This window comes from Microbacterium sp. SS28 (assembly GCF_022761035.1).
Taxonomy (GTDB): domain Bacteria; phylum Actinomycetota; class Actinomycetes; order Actinomycetales; family Microbacteriaceae; genus Microbacterium.
The window spans coordinates 368,750-385,131 of the sequence record NZ_JAKWJP010000005.1 but is presented as its reverse complement, the minus strand read 5'-3'; the positions used below and the strand labels follow the sequence as shown (position 1 = coordinate 385,131).

The window sequence follows — 16,382 nt, the reverse complement described above, 5'->3', positions numbered from 1 at the left end:
CGTCGCGACGCATCCGGCGAAATGTCCGTCGTCCCATTCACCGGAACCCTTGCCGCGTCAGCGGTGGACTTGCTTGCCGCAGGGTGAGCCCACGCGGATACTGCCACTATGCGATCCGCTCTCAGAGACGAGCCGGTATCCGTGCTCGACAGGATCCTCGCCATCCTGGAGACCGTGCGCGAGTCGCACGGATCGGCCACCATCACTCAGCTCAGCCAGGCAACCGGCATCCCGAAGTCCAGCGTCTCCCGGCTCGTCGGCAGCCTGGTCCGACAGCGCTACCTGACGCGAGCGGAGGGTGGCGTCTCGATCGGTCTGCGGCTGTTCGAACTCGGCGCGCGAGCGACGACTCCTCGGCGTCTGACCGTTGCCGCGCTTCCTGTCCTCGCCGAGCTGTTCAATGCCACGGGCGAGCATCTCAACCTCGCGGTCCAGGAGGGTGGTGAGATGCTCTCGGTCCTCTCCGTGCGCGGACGCCTGCGGCCAGTCCCCTCGCGCGCGGGGATGCGGGTGCCTTCGGCGACCACTGCACTTGGCAAGGCCGTGCTGGCATTCACGAGAGATGAGACGGTGCTCGACCCCGTCCTGATGCGGCTCGACGTCACGGCCCGTCACCGGCTCGAGCGCGAGCTCGCGAGCGTCCGGCACGACGCGATCGCGGTCGACCACTGCGTCACGTTTCCCGGCGTGGTGGGTGTCGCAAGCCCGATCCTCTCGGCCGAGCGGCTGCCGGTCGCGGCAATCTCGGTGGCGGGTCCGGTCTCGGACATGGACCCGGATCGAATCGCGCCGCTCGTCCGCCATGCCGCGCTCGCCGTCACGAATCGGCTGGCTCTGCAGGTTGCGTGATCGATGACGGATCCGCGAACGGATGACGCGCTCGGCGTCCTCGACCGGATGACGTTGATCCTCGAGGCGTTCGACGAGGACGATCGGGGCCTCGGTATCTCCGAGCTGGCGGCGCGCTCGGGACTGCCCAAGTCCACGGTCTCGCGCCTGGTCTCGACTCTCGTGCGGCAGCGGTACCTCGAGCGCGACGGCAGGCGGGTGCAGCTCGGCCTACGGCTCTTCGAGATGGGACAGCTCGCGCGGGCGCCCCACGAGCTGAGGCTCGCAGCTTTGCCCGTGCTGACGAATCTCCGAAGCCGGACTCACGAGTCGGTGCACCTCGCCATCCGTGATGGCCAGGAGCTGGTCTGCATCGCAGCCATGCGGGGGCGCCCGGGGGCGCCCCTGGCCGCTCGCACCGGTGGGCGTCTCCCCATGCACGCCACAGCCCTCGGCAAGGCCGTTCTTGCGCACGCGCCCGCCACCGACCTCGATGCGCTGGCGGCAGACGGGCTCCGGTCGTGGACCCCCTCGACGATCACCGACCGGGAATTGCTGGCCGGTCAGCTAGCGGGCATCCGCAGAGGCCTGCTCGCCGTCGCGATGCGAGAGCTGCTCCCGGGTGTGTCCTGCGTGGCGAGCCCGATCCTGACGACCACGGGCAGGCTCGTGGGGGCGATCTCGGCATCCGGGTGCGCGGACGGCTTCGACGTCGATGCCGTGGCACCCGAGGTGCGCGCGGCGGCCGTCGCGGTCACCCGGCGGCTCTGACGAGCGGACCGTCAGGCCGTGATCGTCACGTCGGGCCCCCGCGACCGTCGGTCATCGTCGCGACGATCATGTCTCCGATGAGCCGACGATGCCGCTCCTGCAGCGCCGCATCGAGCATGTCGCGGTCGAAGATCGCCGCGAAGGTGTGCCGGTTGGCGACATGGAAGCACGCGTAGGCGCTGATCATCATGTGGACGTCGATCGCGTCGACGTCGTCGCGGAAGATGTTCTCGCGCACACCGCGGGCGATGACCTCTTCGAGCAGCGTGATCGCCGTGACGTTCTCGTTCAGGATCGTCTTCGACTGACGCAGATGCTCGGCGCGGTGGATGTTCTCGATGCTGACGAGCTGGATGAAGGCCTGGTGCGTCGTGTGGTGGTCGTAGGTCGCCTCGGCGATCTTGCGGAGGGCCTCATCGGGCGAGAGCTCCTCTACGTCGACCCCGCGTTCGACGCGGCGGATCTGGGCGTAGGCGAGCTCGAGCACGGCGAGGTAGAGGCCCTGCTTCGATCCGAAGTAGTAGTAGATCATCCGCTTGGTCGTGCGCGTGCGGGCGGCGATCTCGTCGACTCGGGCGCCGGTGTAGCCGTTCGCCGCGAACTCCTCGATGGCGACTTCGAGGATCTCGTCTCGCGTGCGTGCCGCGCGATCGGTCAGCTGGCCGTCATGCACCTCGGTCGTGCGATCGCTCACGGCTGGCTCCCTCCGCTTCCGCGCGCTCCTCGGCGGCGATGAGCGCGCGGAAGTGTCGCTGCATCCGCTCGCCATCGGGCGAGATGCCTGTGATGATGCGGAGACTAGCGCATGCCTGGCCGACAGCCATGCGGCCTCCGTCCAGAGCAGGGTGGCCCAGCGCTGCTGCGCGGCGGAGGAGCTCGGTCTCGAGCGGGCGGTAGACGACGTCGGATACCCACGCGTCCTCGGCGAGCAGGGCCGGATCGAACGCGACGCCCGGATGGTTGAGCATCCCCATCGGCGTCGCATGGACGACGCCGTTCGCCAGCGAGATCGCGCCTGCGAGGTCCGTCTGCTCGAGTATGTGGATGCGCCGACTCGGGAAGAGTGAGCGCATCCGTGCGGCGAGGTCCGCCGCGCGCGTCTCATCGGAGTCGGATAGCTCGAGCTGCTCTGTCCCGTGCGTGAGCAGGGCGTACGCGGTGGCGGCGCCGGCTCCTCCGCAGCCGATCTGGACGACGCGTCTGAACGAGGCCTCGGGCAGCCCCGCAATCAGACCATCGCGGAAGCCCATCCAGTCGGTGTTGTAGCCCACCATTCTCTCGCCTTCGAACACGACGAGGTTGACGGCTCGGAGATGTGCGGCGTCCGTGTGGAGATCGTCGACGACATCCAGGACCAGCTGCTTGCAGGGGTGGGTGATGTTCAGGGCGGAGAACCCGGCCGATCGGGCCTCGGCGAGGATCCCGCCCACCTCGGCCGCCGGCCTGCCGAGTTCGATCAGATCGAGGATGCGGTACTCGTATTCGAGGCCGAGCTCCCGTGCCTCCGCCTCGTGCATCGGAGGGGTGAGCGACGCCGCGATGCCTTCGCCGATGAGTCCGACGAGGAAGGCGGCTCCGGGGGCGGTCGCACCGTCGGTCATGAGGCATCCGGAATCTCGAAGTCGACCGTCGCGAGCGAGGCCTTGACTGATGCCGAGATCCGCAGGACCTCATCGTGCGCGGGATGCCGCGTGTACGCGGCGAGCCCTTCGAGATCGTCGAAGTCGGCGACGATCGCGAGTTCGTGCGACGCCGGCCCCCCGAGGACATCGCGCCCGGCGCTCATGCTGCGCAGCTCCGGGATCTGCTCCGGGAGCGCGCGAAGGAGCGAGATCCAGTGCTCCCGCTGCTCGGTCGTGAACTCGGGGACGAATCGGAAGACGGCGACGTGCCGGATCACGCGGGGACTCTCTGATCTGATGTGCGGGGACGCTGATACTGAGCGGCGAGCCGCACGGGGGCGTTGAGAGCGCCGTAGCCCGTGTAGCCGTCGCGTCGCTCGACGACCTCGAGGAACACCGTCCCGACGGGATGGGTGTAGAAGTGCAGGAACTCGCCGGACTCGTCCCGATCGAACATGACGTTCAGCTCGCGGAGTTCGCCGAGCAGCAGAGGGTCGAGCTGGTATCGGGCCGAAAGGTCGTCGTAGTAGTTCTCGGGGATCTGGAGGGGCACGAATCCGCGTTCGCGCGCGGTTCGAGCGACGGCGAGCGCATCGGATGTCGCGAATGCGATGTGCTGCGGCAGGATCGCGTCCTTCTCGCTTGAGCCGGAGGGCACGAGGTTGAGCGCGACCCTCACGATTCCGTCAGTGCTCCGGAGAACCTGGCTGCGCACGAGTCCGACAGGTGCCGCGACGTCGATCGACGGCTCCGGGTGCAGGTCGAGGACGGAGCGGAAGAAGAGGACGGCGGCATCGAAGTGCTGCCAGGGCTGCGCGAGATTGATATGGTCGACGCGTTCGAGCAGACGCGGATCGTCTCCGTCGGGGATGCCGAACTCGTCCACCCACGCCGGAGCGTCCTCGCCGTCTGCGCCGAAGAAGACCTCCGACCCGTCGGGTGCGCGGACGCCGACGAGGGGCTCGTCCGCGGCATCCTGCTGTCGGGGAACCTCGGGAGCGAAGAGCGCCGTCGCGCGCTGCACCGCTGTCGAAGGATCGTTCACCGAGAGCCCGATTCCCGCGACGGTGGGCTGAAGCTCGGAGTCCGGCGCGCCGAGGACGATCCGGACGTCGCCGTGCGACCACAGCTCGACCGCTTTGCTGCGGTGCGACCCGTGCGATCGGAAGCCCAGCTGGCGGAGCAGGACGCGGAGTTCGGCGGGCTCTGCGGTTCGCAGTTCGACGTAGTTGACGTCGATGGCAGGCTCCGCCGAGGGCAATGCGGTTGCCGACATTCGTGCGGCCCGCCCGCCCGCTCCGACCCCGAGCGCCTCGGCGGTCACATGCTCGAGCCATCGCAGCGACCGTCGCGCATCGACGGCGGTTGCGCGCGGGTCGGTCTGGCGGAAGGTGTCATTGAAGACCTCGAGTGAGACGGGGCCGTCGTAGCCCGTGCGGACGAGGTGGGCCATGAACCTTCCGAGGTCGAAACCGCCCTCGCCCGGGAACAGTCGGTGGTGTCGGCTCCAGGAGAGCACGTCCAGGGTCAGGAGTGGAGCGTCGGCCATCTGGACGAAGAAGATCCCGTCGGCGGGGATGGTCTCGATCGCCTCTGGATTGTGACCCTTCGAGAGGATGTGGAAGCTGTCGAGACACAGCCCGATCCGCTCGTGATCGGCGAGCCGGACGACCCGCGCCGCCGTCTCGTATCCGTCGACGAAGCGGCCCCATGCCAGCGCTTCGTAAGCGACTCGCACACCGAAGCGTCCGGCGGCGTCGCCGAGCAGACGCAGTTGCGAGGCGGCGAGCTGCTCGTCGCCGCTCCGCGCTGTCGCGACATTGCTGCACAGGAGCATCGTCTCGATGCCCAGGCGATTCATGAGGGCGAATTTCGCCTCGGCCCGGCGGAGGTTCAGTTCGAGAAGCTCGGGTCCGACGCCTTCGAAGTCCCGGAACGGCTGATAGAGATCCAGTGACAGTCCCAGTTCGTCCGCTCGCGCGCGGATCGCTTCGGGGGCGAGCGGCGACGAGACGAGGTCCGGCTCGAAGATCTCCACGCCGTCGAACCCCGCCGCGCGCGCGGCGAGGAGCTTCTGATCGAGCGTGCCGCTCAGGCAGACAGTGGCGATCGATGTGCGCATGGCGCCCTTCTCCGGGTCACCCACACTGGTGCCCACCTGGCTCTCGAGACAGCATTGCAGAACTATGTACTAACTAGTACGTTCGATCCCATGGGGGATCGAAGTCGATTCAACCCGTTGGGAGAGGAAGCTCGATGATGAGTCTCGCCGAATGGAACACGGCGGCTGGTCGACCGGTCTCGGTTCTCGATCGGATCATCGCGATCCTCGATGCGGTGAAGGAGTCCGAAGCCCCGATCTCGATCACCGAGCTCGCGGCGTCGACCGATATGCCCAAGTCGACGGTCTCGCGGCTCGTAGCCGAGCTGACCGGCCAGCGCTACCTCGAGAGGACCGACGACGGCGTGCGCCTCGGATTGCGCCTCTTCGAGTGGGGCGCACGAGCCAGTCTCCCGCGGCGCCTCATCGCAGCGGCGGCGCCTGTCATCCGCAATCTCTGCGATGTCACGGGGGAGCGCGTGGGGCTGTGGGTCCAGCAGGGGACCGACATGGTTTCGCTGGCCGCAGTCGCGGGCAGATTGCCGATGCTGCCCACCCGTGCCGGCATGCGCTCCCCGGCACTGACGACCGCCAGCGGAAAGGCCTACCTCGCCTTCTGCGAGGATCGGGGAATCGTCGATCGCGTGAGCGCGCGGCTTGTCGACGCCGAGGCGGACCACTTCCGCGACGAGCTGGCGCATGTGCGTGCTTTGGTCGTCGCGACCGATGACGAGGTGTCGTATCCGGGCATCTTCGCCGTTGCGAGCCCCGTGCTCTCGAGCGATCGCGTCGTCCTCGGCGCCATTTCCATCGCTGGTCCGAGCGGTGGGATGGATCCCGATCGTGTCGCATCGCTCGTGCGCACGGCGGGGACGACCGTCACGCGCCGCCTCGTGGCCGCCTGACGCATGCGCACCGCGAGCTGGACGGAGTCGGTCAGCGTCCTCGATCGCGTCACGGCCGTCTTCGACGCGTTCGGCGACTCCGACGACGGGCTGGGAGTGTCAGAGCTCGCGCGCCGGGCGAACCTCCCCAAATCGACCGTCTCGCGGATTGCTGCGGATCTCGTGGTCCAGCGATTCCTCGACCGCGATGGCGACAAGCTCTACCTCGGTGTGCGGCTCTTCGAACTGGGCCAGACGGTCGAGCAGCCCCGTGTACTGCGCCAGGCGGCGATTCCCGTCATGACGGAGCTGCGCGACATGACGGGCCAGACCGTCCACCTTGCGGTGCTCGACGGCTCCGACGTCGTCGTCGTGGCCATCATGCGAGGCGCGCCCACCGCCACTCCTATGGTGCGGATCGGCGGTCGCTTTCTCGCACATGCCACGGCCCTCGGGAAGGCGATCCTGGCGCACTCGCCGAGGGACGTCGTCGAGCGGGTCGTCGGCCGCGGGCTCGAGAGCCGGACGCCTCACACCATCACGGATCCGTCCGTGCTCCTGCAGAATCTGGCCGACATCCGAAGGCTCGGCGTCGCCACCGAGGTGGAGGAGCTCGCGCTCGGCCGCACCTGCACGGCGGCCGCCATCCTCGGTCATGGCGGCGCCCCGGTCGCGGCCCTCTCGGTTGCGGGCGCTGTCGAGGACGTCCTGCCCGAGCGTGTCGGCCCTTCCGTGCGTGCAGCCGCCGCGACGCTGAGCCGCAGGATCTCTTCGGACCGCGCTCACTGACACGCCGGAAGAGGGGGAGGGTGCGGATCCGCACCCTCCCCCTCTTCGCGGACATCCCCGAACGCCGAGCGGGGTGGGCGCGAGTCCGCACCCACCCCGCTCGCCTGCTGTGAGGTGTCAGCCCGCCGACGCGCGGATGGCCTTGTACGCCTCGAGGTTGTCGCCGGTGTAGTAGTCCTCGAAGTACGCCTCGGCCTTCTCGATGAAGGCGTCGACGTCGATGTCGTCCGTCTCGATGACGTTGTAGGTGTCATCGGCGCGGTAGTCGTCGAGGATCTCGTCGGTGGCCTCTTCGACGCACGCACGGTTGTCCGGACGGATCTCGTGGATGGTCTTCTCGAGCAGTGCCGCCTGCTCGTCGCTCATCTTCTCGTAGGTCTTGTCGCTGACGAGGATCCAGTGGATGCCGACATTGTGGTTGTTGAGTACGACCGTGTTGAGCACCTCGTCGAAGCTCGACGAGTGCGTCGCGACGATGGGGTTCTCCTGACCGACGGCAATGCCCTGCTGCAGCGCGGAGTAGACCTCCTCGACCGCCACGGACACCGGGTTGGTGACGCCGAGCGCCGCGGCGTTCGCGAGGAACTGCGGGGAGTTCGGGAACCGGATCGGCACACCTTCGAGGTCATCGGGGCTCGTGACCTCGACATCCTTCGTCGTGAACGTGCGGTTGCCGAAGAACCAGCCGTCGACGATGTTGACGCCGGTGCCTTCGTGGAACGCCGTGAACAGCTCCTCGGACTCCTCGTCGATCCACTGGAACGCGTGGTCGACGTCGTTGAAGGCATAGGCCGCGTCGACAACGCCGATCGGCTCGAACGTCGCGCTGAGCGCCGAGGCGCCCTGCAGGTCGATGTCGATGTCGCCGGCCTGGACGAGCGGGAACCGGTCGGCGTCGGGGCCGAGCTGGCTGGCCGGGAACAGCTCGACCGTGAAGCCGATGTCGGCGGCCTCGAGCGTGTCCTTGAGGACCTCGACACCGCAGTAGTAGTTCGGGGTCTGCTCATTCTGGCTGGTGGCGACGGACAGCGTGACGGGCTCGTTCGCCGCCGCGGTCTCCGTGCTCTCGCCCTCCGGCGTGCCGCCGCCGGCGCAGCCGGTGACGACGAGAGCGGTTGCTGCGAGCACGACCGCGGCGTAGCGGCCGCGGTGCGTCGAGCGGGCTGTGCTCATGGGACTCTCCTCTTGTGTGCGCACGTCTTCGTGCATGGTCCGACGTGTGATTCGGGTGGCCGGAGCGCGACTGCCGCGTCGAGACGATCTCCGCGCAGCGGGATCGCCATCGACCACGCTGTCAGGCTGCGGCCCGGTGTGGCAGAGCCGACTCTGGTCGACTTCGGGCGGCTGGCAAAGCGATGTCCCGACGAGTGGAACAGGCGCGTCATCGCGGTGCACAGCAGCCCGTCGCCGCTGAATGGAACGAGTGGCGCACCTCCATCCAACCTGAAATACGCTCGGCTCGATCCAACGCCATGGCGACGAAGCTGGGAGGTTCCGTGACCGCATCCGACCTGGGGCCCGTCCGAATCGGCGTGATCGGGGCCGGCTTCATGGGACGTCAGCACATCGACTTCGTTCACGCGGCGCAGAGGGCCGTGCTGGCAGGGGTCGCAGACCCCGTGGCGCCGGCCGGATCGTTCGAGGTCCCCGTCTACGCGGAGGCGCAACGGATGCTGGATTCCGAGCCTCTCGACGCCGTCATCATCGCGAACCCGAACGCGCTCCACGTCGAGACGGCGATCCAGTGCCTCGAAGCGGGCGTCGCGGTCCTGCTCGAGAAGCCCGTCGCCGTCGACTACGTCCAGTCGCGCCGACTCGTGGAGGCCGTCGAGCGCCTGCACGGGCGTCTGCTGGTCGGCCATCATCGCCGGCACCATCCTGCGATCGCCCCCGCCCGCGCGGCCGTCCGCGCCGGCGAACTCGGTCAGATCGTCGCCGTGAGCGGTCTCTGGTCGGCGCGAAAAGAAGACGCCTACTACACGGACCTGCCGTGGCATGCCCAGCGCGGCGCCGGCGTCACGCTGATCAACGCCGTGCACGATCTGGATCTGCTGCGGCACCTGTTCGGCGAGGTCGCAGTGGTCCAGGCCATGCAGACGTCGAACGCACGCGGCCTCGAGGTAGAAGACACGGTCTCGGTGAATCTGCTCTTCGAGAGCGGGGTCGTCGGCAGCTTCCTCGCTTCCGACGCCGGAGTGTCGCCGTGGGGCTGGGACCAAGCCACAGAAGAGACGCAGGCGTTCCCTTATGTTCCCGACGGCGTCGCCTACCACGTGGTCGGCACGCGGGGAGCTCTGTCGGTGCCGAATCTCGCCGCCTACACGTACGGTCCCGGAGTGCCGGCTGACTGGCACTCGCCCCTCTCGCGCACGTATCTGCCGTTCACGCCGCGAGGCTCCTTCCACGCGCAGCTGGATCACTTCATCGAGGTCGCCCGGGGAGCTGTGGAGCCGCTCGTCTCAGCCGATGATGCATCGCGCACGCTCGGTCTCGTCGAGGCGGTCGCGCTCGCGGCTCGAACCGGCGCGTCGCTCGATGTCGCGCGATTCTGCGCCGACGCCGAAACGGCGGGTGGCGCGTCCGAACCCCCGAGGCAGGAGGAGGCGGCACGATGAGCCCGTCGGGCGAACACGAGTTCGATGCCGTCGTGGTCGGAGGAGGGCTCGCGGGCATCGCCGCGACGCAGCGGCTCGCCGAACGCGGGCTGCGCGTCGCACTGGTCGAGAAGCGCGATCGGCTGGGCGGAAGCTCGGCGATGAGCGGCGGGTGGTTCGCGCTCGCAGATACCGCCGTGCAACATCGCGCCGGGGTCGCGGATTCCGGCGAGGTCTTCTTCGCCGACATGGTCGACACGGGCGGCGGGTTCGCCGACGAGGCGCTCTTGCGGGCCCTCGTCGCCCATCAGTCGAGCGCGATCGCCGCGATCGAACGCGCCGCTGCGTGGACCGACGAGCTCAAAGTGAGCGCCGGCATGACGGTCGCGCGGGCGCATCTCGTCCGCATCGGCGCTCTGCTCGCCCACCTTCAGGCGGGCGCGGTCGACGGCGGCGCGGCGATCATCTGCGGGTGTGCCGCCGAGGAGCTCGTGTGGGACGGCTCGAGGGTCGTCGGTGTCCGCACAGCCGCGGGGGTGCTTGGCGCGCCATCGGGCGTCGCCCTGACGAGCGGCGGGTTCTCGCGTTCGCGCGAGCTGCTCGACCTCTTCGTCCCGGATCAGGCCTCTGCCATGCCCTACGGCGGCGTCGGCAACACGGGCGACGGAATCCGGATGGCCTGGATGCTGGGCGCCGGCCTCGCCGACATCGGGCACGTCACCGGCACCTACGGGCAGCACGCCGAGGCGACGGACGACGAGCATGAGCTGCTGACCGCCAACTACCTCGGCGCGATCCTCGTCAACGCGCACGGCGACCGCTTCGCGGACGAGTCGGAGTCGTACAAGGTGCTCGGGGCCGCCGTGCTCGCGCAGCCAGGGGGCGCGGGCTTCCAGGTCTTCGACTCCGTCGTGCGGGCACGGTCGCGACCCGGGGTCCCGCTGTCGGACATGGACCGCATCGAAGAGCTCGGGCACCTCGTGAGCGCCCCGACGATCGAGGCGCTCGGGCGCGAACTCGGCTTTTCGCGAGGAGCGCTCGAGCGCACCGTCGCGCAGTACAACGACGTCGTCGCCGGCCGCTGCGACGATCCCTTCGGACGCACGGGACTCGTCAACGGCGTCGGGGCGCTCGTGCCGGTCGAGACCGGACCGTTCTATGCGTACGCCGCGGTGACGGCGATGACGTCGACATACGGTGGACTGGGAGTCGCTCCCGACACCGTCGTCAGGCGCGTGGACGGCAGCCCGATTGCGGGTCTCCACGCGGCCGGAGAGGTCGTCGGAGGATTCCACGGGGCGTCCTACATGACAGGGACGGCACTGACGAAGGCGCTCGTCTTCGGGTACCGGGCGGCCGACGCGATCGCGGACAGCTGAGCCGCACGACGGGCGCGATGCCCGCGCTCATGCGCTCTCGGCTGCGGCGAGCCTGTCGGCGGCTCGAATCCCCAACTCGTATCCGTAGATCCCGGCGCCTGCGATCACGACGCGCGAGACCGTCGAGATGAGCGAGTTCTGGTGCACGGCATCCCTCGCGTGGATGTTGGTGATGTGGACCTCGATCACAGGGGTGTGGAGCATCTTGAGCGCGTCGAGGAGCGGCACGGAGCGGAAGCTGAAACCCGCGGGGTTGATCACGACGATCGCCTGCTCGCGGAATGCGTCCTGCACCCAGCCGACGAGCTCGTGCTCGGCGTTGGACTGCGCGAAGAAGAGGTCGAAGCCGAGTTCGTCTGCGACGCGCTCGCAATCGGCGCGCACATCGTCGAGTGTGGCGGCGCCGTACAGCTCGGGTTCTCGCAAGCCGAGCATGTTCAGGTTCGGGCCGTTGAGGACGAAGAGCCTTCTGGACAAGTGGAACTCCTCTCGGGATGCCGATGGCCCCGGTGCCTGCATCGTGCGGGCACCGGGGCTCATGGCCTACAGCAGGCCGAGCAGGCTCGGCAGGAACGTCACGATCACGGGGAACAGCGTCAGCGCGAGCAGGACGGTTCCGAGCGGGATCAGGAACGGCAGGATGCCGCGGAACAGCTCGCCCATCGGTCGGCGGGTGATCGAGCCCACGACGAAGAGCACCGCGCCCACTGGTGGTGTGAGCGACCCGATCATGAGGTTGAGGATCATGATCACGCCGAGCTGCACCGGGTCGATCCCGAACTGGCCGATGATCGGCATCAGGATCGGCACGAGCACGAGGATCACGGGGGGAGCCTCGAGCGGGATGCCGAGCAGGATGAGCAGGATGTTGAGCATGAGCAGGAAGACCACCGGGTTGTCGGTGAATCCCGTGAGCCACTCGCCGAGTGCGCGCGACACCTGCTCCCGTGCGAGCACCTGACCCATGAGGTTCGATGCGCCGAGGATCAGCAGGATCCCGCCCGCGATCACGACCGTCTCCTTGGCCGACTTCCAGAACACCCTCCACGTGAGGGTGCGGTAGATCGCGCCGAGGATCAGGATGTAGACCGCGGCGATGCCGGCGCTCTCGGTGGCCGTGAAGAGCCCGCTGAAGATGCCGCCGAGGATGATCACGGGAAGCAGCGCCGGCCCGAGGACACGCACGCTCGCCTGGGCGAGCATCGATCCGTTGAACGGTCGGCTGACCGCTACCGCCGGGTGGCGTCGCACCCAGAAGAAGATGTAGAGGGCCAGCCCGACCGCCATGAGCATTGCCGGGATGATCGAGCCGGCGAACAGGGCGCCTGTCGAGATCGATGCCGTCGCGGCGAACAGAACCGCAGGGATGCTCGGGGGCATGACCGTGCTCATGAGCGAACCCGATGCGGTCAGGCCCGCCGAGAAGCCGTAGGGATACCCCGCCTTGAGCATCTGCGGTATCTGCACCTTGCTCGTGGATGCCGCATCCGCGAGGGCCGAGCCGCTGATCCACGAGAAGCCGATCGCGGTGCCGAGGTTGACATAGGCGAGGTTGCCGGGCAGGCGGGGCAGGAGCGCCCGCGCCAGGTCGTAGAGCCGCGTCGCGATTCCGAGATTGTTCGCGATCGTCCCCACGAAGATGAACAGGGGGACGGCGAGCAGCGGGAAGCTGTTGATGCCGTTGACGATCGAAGAGAGCGCGTACCCGGCGGACAGACCGTGGCTGTAGAAGTACAGCATGCTCGAGGCGATCATCGCGAAGGCGACGGGCACCCGCAGGAACAGGAAGACGGTGAACAGCAGAATGTAGAGCCAGAGGTCCATTTTACGCTCAGCCCTCCATTTCGCCGATGTCGAGCTTGTGCTCGGGGCGGTGCGCATACGGGATCTTCATGATGGAGTGCACCGAGGCCGACAGGAATCCGAGGAGCGCGAAGATGTACAGCACGCCCATGGGCATGTGCATCGCGGCGCTCAGCCGCCCCCACTCGGTCTCGATCTTCACGAAGGCCTCGTAGGCGAGCGCGATGCTCGTGACGGCCATGATGACGGCCGACGTGACGCGCAGGGCCACGAAGAGCCAGGAACCCGCCAGCAGTTCGTCGAAGATCTCGAGCACGATGTGACCGTTGCGGCCGACGAGGTAGCCGGCGGTCGTGAAGGTCAGGGCGATCATCGACAGGAGCGCGAGTTCGCCCGCGCCGACCCAGCTGAGCGACGGGAAGTAGCGGCCGAGAACCTGGTACATGACGCCGAACACGATGAGGCTGAAGAGGGTGACGCTGATCACGATCTCGATCGATGACAGCACCCGGATGACGGCCGGGTCGGCCGGCACGCCCTGGTTGAGCTTCGGCGTCGTGAAGAAGGTGCGGGTGTCGGGGTAGATGGAGCCCTCGAGGCCTGAGCTGGCCGTTCCGTCCTGCTTCGGTGGCTCGGCGCCGGGGACCTGCTCCGGTTCCGCTCCGGGGTCCTTGTCGGTCATGGCGTCACCGCCTCGATGTCTCGGTGCATTGTCAACCTCTCTGTTGATCCGGGGGGAGTGTGCGCGCACGCATCATCGCCCCTGCGACTCTGGTCTGCGCGGCGCGGTGTGAAAAGCCGCGTCTCGCCGAATGGGACACCGTCCTGTACGCACCGATCCGCCCCCGTCGAGGAAGACGGGGGCGGATCGGCGGTTCGCTGGAACAGGCTACTTCACGACGGTCACCGTGGCGGTGGAGGTGAGCTGCTCCTGCACGCCTGCGGCATTGAGGACCTTCACGCGCACCGTCAGGCTCACCTCCCCCGTGGGCACGTTGTTGTCGACGTCAGCGGCGTCGAACCGCACGATGATCTTGTTCTTGTTCGCCGTGGCATCGGTCGCCTTCACGGGGGTGGAGGAGAGCGGCGTCACCAGCAGCGCGTCGCTGTCGTAGGTGTACCCGGTGGGCAGCGCGAACTGCGCCGTGACCTTGCCGTTCACCCCGGTGAACAGGCCCGTGCCCGAGCCCAGGCCGATCTTCCCGGGGGTGAACGTCAGTGCACCCGGCTGGTCCTTCGCGGTCAGGTAGACCTCGATCTTGCCGGTGGGCCGGGGGTCGGTGCAGTCGTTGAAGAAGTACTCGCCGGCACGCGTGAACGTGTGCTGGTACGTCTGCCCCGGCTGCAGCTTGACGTTGAACTCGCCTTCGAAGAACTGCGTCGCGCAGTGCTCCTTCAGGTTCGGGAAGTTCGCGAACGTCTCCGCCCCCGGGTTGCGGAACGTCACGGTCGTGCCGACGGGGACCCGCAGGTGTGTCGGCTGCATGCCGTTCTGCGACACGCTGTCACGCGACGCGGCGTTGTCGGCCGTGCGGCTGGCGCGAGCGAGAAGCACGGTGTTGTCGACCGTCGAGCCCTCGACTGCCGCGCCGCCCACCGGCCGGCGGATCGTCAGCGGCGCCGTTTCCGGCCCCTCCTGGCTCCCCGACTCCGTCGTGTAGGTGCCCCCGAGCTTGAACGACCACAGCGAGTCGCCCTGCGTCACCGAAGCGCCGTACGGGTTCGTCGAGCCTGCCGCGAGGACGGCGACGTACTGCTCCCCATCGACCTCATAGGTGACCGGCGCCGACGCGATGCCGTTGCCGGTCTGGAATTCCCAGAGCACATCGCCGTCGACAGCATCCATTCCCAGCAGTCGTCCATCGATCTGTCCCGCGAAGAGCAGGTCGGTCGCTGTCGTGAGCGGGCCCTGGCCGTGCGACATGTCCGTGCCGAGGTGGTTGCGCCATGCGACCTTGCCGGTCGATGCGTCGTAGGCCAGGATGCCGCCGGTCTGGTACTGCCCGATGGCACGCAGGCCGTTGGAAGCGGCACCGTCGTAGTGCGCGACGGGGTTCGTGCCGTACGGGAAGTACACCAGGTTGGTGCTCTGGCTGTACGAGTTGTTCGACCAGTCGCCGCCGCCGTTCTGGCTCGTCGTCGACAGGATCGGCAGGTCGTACTGCGGGTCGTACAGGCAGCCCTCACGGTGACCCGACGAGCTGGCCGGGTAGGTGAGGAACGGCTCGTCGGCCGAGACGTAGCTGTTCGGGTTGAACACAAGGTCGCCGTCGGCATCGGCTTGGTAGCCGTTGTAGTTCGGCACGCCGCGCCACGGGTCTCCCGGGATGTTGTCGGCGTCGAGCTTCTGCCACACGACGCAGTCCGGCAGGAGCCGGGTCTCGGGCCAAGGCTGGGTCGCCGTATTGTGCTGACGTGAGTCCGTGATCATGGCCTTCTCGGTCACGGGAAGCACAGGCTTGCCGTTGGTGCGGTCGACCACGAACTGGTGACCCGACTTGCTGCCGTAGAAGACGACCTTGCGGTCCTCACCGGCGACCTGGATGTCGGCCAGCGTCGGCGGGTGGACGTTGTCCATGTCCCAGACGTCGTGATGGATCGACTGGAAGTGCCACTTGTACGCGCCGGTGCGGGCGTCGACGGCGACCAGCGTGTCGGAGAACAGATTGTCCCCCGGGCGCCCCGACGCGTTCTGCGACGACGTGCAGCTGCGCGCGTTGCCGAAGGTCATGAGGTAGTAGCCGAGCTCGGGGTCGACGGCGCCGTGCATCCACGACGTCGCCCCGCCCTCCTCGGCGCAGTCGGTGCCGTCGGCCTGGACAGGCCCCCACGTCGCAGATGCGTCGAAGGTGGTGCCGTCGAGGCCTGTCAAGAGCTCGCCCCGCTTCGGTCCGCCGAAGAAGTGCCACAGGTAGTGGCCGTCGCTCGCGTCGAGCGCGACGACTGCACCGCGGTCGCCGTCCGCCGCGTGCGCGTAGACGATCCCGTCCCAGTACACCGTCGCGACCTTGCCCACACGCCCGAGGTCCTCGCCGTTCGCCCCCTGGGGCTGCACTGCCCACAGCTCAGCGCCCGTCGCCTGGTCGAGCGCGACGACGCGGTTGCCGCCCGCGAGCGTGTAGATCCGGCCCTCGCCGGCAGAGACGCCGCGACGCGTCGACGACATCCCGTAGACGCGGTTCTCCCACTTCCAGACGGGAGCTCCCGTCACACCGTCGACCGCGATCACGCCGCCGCTCGGGGTGTCGACGTAGATGACGCCGTCGACCACGATGGGGGTCGTCTGCTGTCCGACGTTGCTGCTGGCAGGAGCGACCGCCGAGACGTGCGTCCGCCATACCGGGGCGAGATCCTTCAGGTTCTGCTTCGTGATCTGCGTCAGCCCCGAGTAGTGCTGGTTGCCGAGGTTGCCGCCGACTGTTGGCGAGTCCGCTCCGGTCGGCTCGACACCGGTCGGTTCCGAGGCTGTGGCGGACTCGGCGGGTGCCGAGAGCCCGTGGGCGGGTGGGGTAACCAGGGCCAGCGCTATGAGCGCTCCGATCCCCGCGACTCCGAGCCTTGTAAATCGTTTACGCATCCGAACTCCTTTGATCTTCTTCGATCCGACGTGG

Annotated in this window: 15 protein-coding genes; 6 read left to right on the top strand and 9 right to left on the bottom strand. The window is 68.1% G+C overall.

What is annotated here, in order from left to right; translation table 11 throughout:
- Positions 1-108 precede the first annotated feature (108 nt).
- On the top strand, positions 109-849 hold the full coding sequence (locus MJ607_RS15795) for an IclR family transcriptional regulator (RefSeq protein ID WP_243076560.1): 741 nt from the start codon (positions 109-111) through the stop codon (positions 847-849).
- 3 nt (positions 850-852) lie between these two features.
- Positions 853-1,599, top strand: a complete 747-nt coding sequence (locus MJ607_RS15790) for an IclR family transcriptional regulator (protein WP_243076559.1) — start codon at positions 853-855, stop codon at positions 1,597-1,599.
- A 25-nt stretch (positions 1,600-1,624) separates the two neighbouring features.
- Here the strand turns inward: MJ607_RS15790 and MJ607_RS15785 are convergent, their stop codons facing one another.
- From MJ607_RS15785 to MJ607_RS15770, 4 genes are read right to left on the bottom strand one after another with little or no spacing between them, the layout of a single operon-like run.
- Positions 1,625-2,293, bottom strand: coding sequence for a TetR/AcrR family transcriptional regulator (locus tag MJ607_RS15785; protein WP_243076558.1), 669 nt, complete (start codon positions 2,291-2,293; stop codon positions 1,625-1,627).
- Positions 2,265-3,200, bottom strand: a complete 936-nt coding sequence (locus MJ607_RS15780; protein WP_243076557.1) for a shikimate dehydrogenase — start codon at positions 3,198-3,200, stop codon at positions 2,265-2,267. Before MJ607_RS15780 ends, MJ607_RS15785 begins: the two co-directional genes overlap by 29 nt.
- A complete protein-coding gene (locus MJ607_RS15775) occupies positions 3,197-3,499 on the bottom strand; it encodes a Dabb family protein (RefSeq protein ID WP_243076556.1) in 303 nt (100 codons plus the stop codon). Before MJ607_RS15775 ends, MJ607_RS15780 begins: the two co-directional genes overlap by 4 nt.
- A complete protein-coding gene (locus MJ607_RS15770) occupies positions 3,496-5,343 on the bottom strand; it encodes a bifunctional sugar phosphate isomerase/epimerase/4-hydroxyphenylpyruvate dioxygenase family protein (protein WP_243076555.1) in 1,848 nt (615 codons plus the stop codon). The genes MJ607_RS15775 and MJ607_RS15770 overlap by 4 nt, the downstream gene beginning before the upstream one ends.
- 137 nt (positions 5,344-5,480) lie before the next feature.
- Between MJ607_RS15770 and MJ607_RS15765 the strand changes: the two genes are divergently transcribed.
- Both MJ607_RS15765 and MJ607_RS15760 read left to right on the top strand, forming a co-directional pair.
- Positions 5,481-6,227, top strand: coding sequence for an IclR family transcriptional regulator (locus tag MJ607_RS15765; RefSeq protein ID WP_243076554.1), 747 nt, complete (start codon positions 5,481-5,483; stop codon positions 6,225-6,227).
- A 3-nt stretch (positions 6,228-6,230) separates the two neighbouring features.
- The gene (locus tag MJ607_RS15760; RefSeq protein ID WP_243076553.1) at positions 6,231-6,995 is read left to right on the top strand and encodes an IclR family transcriptional regulator; all 765 of its coding nucleotides are present in this window, start codon (positions 6,231-6,233) and stop codon (positions 6,993-6,995) included.
- A 117-nt stretch (positions 6,996-7,112) separates the two neighbouring features.
- Here the strand turns inward: MJ607_RS15760 and dctP are convergent, their stop codons facing one another.
- The gene (gene dctP, locus MJ607_RS15755; protein WP_243076552.1) at positions 7,113-8,168 is read right to left on the bottom strand and encodes a TRAP transporter substrate-binding protein DctP; all 1,056 of its coding nucleotides are present in this window, start codon (positions 8,166-8,168) and stop codon (positions 7,113-7,115) included.
- A gap of 323 nt (positions 8,169-8,491) precedes the next feature.
- Between dctP and MJ607_RS15750 the strand changes: the two genes are divergently transcribed.
- Positions 8,492-9,610 carry a Gfo/Idh/MocA family protein gene (locus MJ607_RS15750; protein WP_243076551.1) on the top strand — a complete coding sequence of 373 codons (1,119 nt, stop codon included), beginning with the start codon at positions 8,492-8,494 and terminating at the stop codon, positions 9,608-9,610.
- Positions 9,607-10,968: an FAD-dependent oxidoreductase gene (locus MJ607_RS15745; RefSeq protein ID WP_243076550.1), complete on the top strand. Its 1,362-nt coding sequence runs from the start codon at positions 9,607-9,609 to the stop codon at positions 10,966-10,968. The genes MJ607_RS15750 and MJ607_RS15745 overlap by 4 nt, the downstream gene beginning before the upstream one ends.
- Before the next feature lie 27 nt (positions 10,969-10,995).
- On the opposite strand, the gene MJ607_RS15740 is transcribed toward MJ607_RS15745, so the two are convergent.
- From MJ607_RS15740 to MJ607_RS15725, 4 genes are all read right to left on the bottom strand, one after another.
- A complete protein-coding gene (locus tag MJ607_RS15740) occupies positions 10,996-11,445 on the bottom strand; it encodes a type II 3-dehydroquinate dehydratase (protein ID WP_243076549.1) in 450 nt (149 codons plus the stop codon).
- A gap of 66 nt (positions 11,446-11,511) precedes the next feature.
- Entirely contained in the window at positions 11,512-12,792 is a 1,281-nt protein-coding gene (locus tag MJ607_RS15735; protein WP_243076548.1) for a TRAP transporter large permease, read from the bottom strand.
- A 7-nt stretch (positions 12,793-12,799) separates the two neighbouring features.
- Positions 12,800-13,453 carry a TRAP transporter small permease gene (locus MJ607_RS15730; RefSeq protein WP_243076547.1) on the bottom strand — a complete coding sequence of 218 codons (654 nt, stop codon included), beginning with the start codon at positions 13,451-13,453 and terminating at the stop codon, positions 12,800-12,802.
- 207 nt (positions 13,454-13,660) lie between these two features.
- On the bottom strand, positions 13,661-16,348 hold the full coding sequence (locus tag MJ607_RS15725; RefSeq protein ID WP_243076546.1) for a PQQ-binding-like beta-propeller repeat protein: 2,688 nt from the start codon (positions 16,346-16,348) through the stop codon (positions 13,661-13,663).
- Between the last annotated feature and the right edge of the window lie 34 nt (positions 16,349-16,382).

Excerpts from the sequence above, each read along its gene's own strand:
- MJ607_RS15795 (WP_243076560.1), top strand. The coding sequence starts at position 109 with ATGCGATCCGCTCTCAGAGACGAGCCGGTATCCGTGCTCGACAGGATC.
- MJ607_RS15790 (WP_243076559.1), top strand. The coding sequence starts at position 853 with ATGACGGATCCGCGAACGGATGACGCGCTCGGCGTCCTCGACCGGATG.
- MJ607_RS15780 (WP_243076557.1), bottom strand. The coding sequence starts at position 3,200 with ATGACCGACGGTGCGACCGCCCCCGGAGCCGCCTTCCTCGTCGGACTC.
- MJ607_RS15770 (WP_243076555.1), bottom strand. The coding sequence starts at position 5,343 with ATGCGCACATCGATCGCCACTGTCTGCCTGAGCGGCACGCTCGATCAG.
- MJ607_RS15765 (WP_243076554.1), top strand. The coding sequence starts at position 5,481 with ATGAGTCTCGCCGAATGGAACACGGCGGCTGGTCGACCGGTCTCGGTT.
- MJ607_RS15760 (WP_243076553.1), top strand. The coding sequence starts at position 6,231 with ATGCGCACCGCGAGCTGGACGGAGTCGGTCAGCGTCCTCGATCGCGTC.
- dctP (WP_243076552.1), bottom strand. The coding sequence starts at position 8,168 with ATGAGCACAGCCCGCTCGACGCACCGCGGCCGCTACGCCGCGGTCGTG.
- MJ607_RS15745 (WP_243076550.1), top strand. The coding sequence starts at position 9,607 with ATGAGCCCGTCGGGCGAACACGAGTTCGATGCCGTCGTGGTCGGAGGA.
- MJ607_RS15735 (WP_243076548.1), bottom strand. The coding sequence starts at position 12,792 with ATGGACCTCTGGCTCTACATTCTGCTGTTCACCGTCTTCCTGTTCCTG.
- MJ607_RS15730 (WP_243076547.1), bottom strand. The coding sequence starts at position 13,453 with ATGACCGACAAGGACCCCGGAGCGGAACCGGAGCAGGTCCCCGGCGCC.
- MJ607_RS15725 (WP_243076546.1), bottom strand. The coding sequence starts at position 16,348 with ATGCGTAAACGATTTACAAGGCTCGGAGTCGCGGGGATCGGAGCGCTC.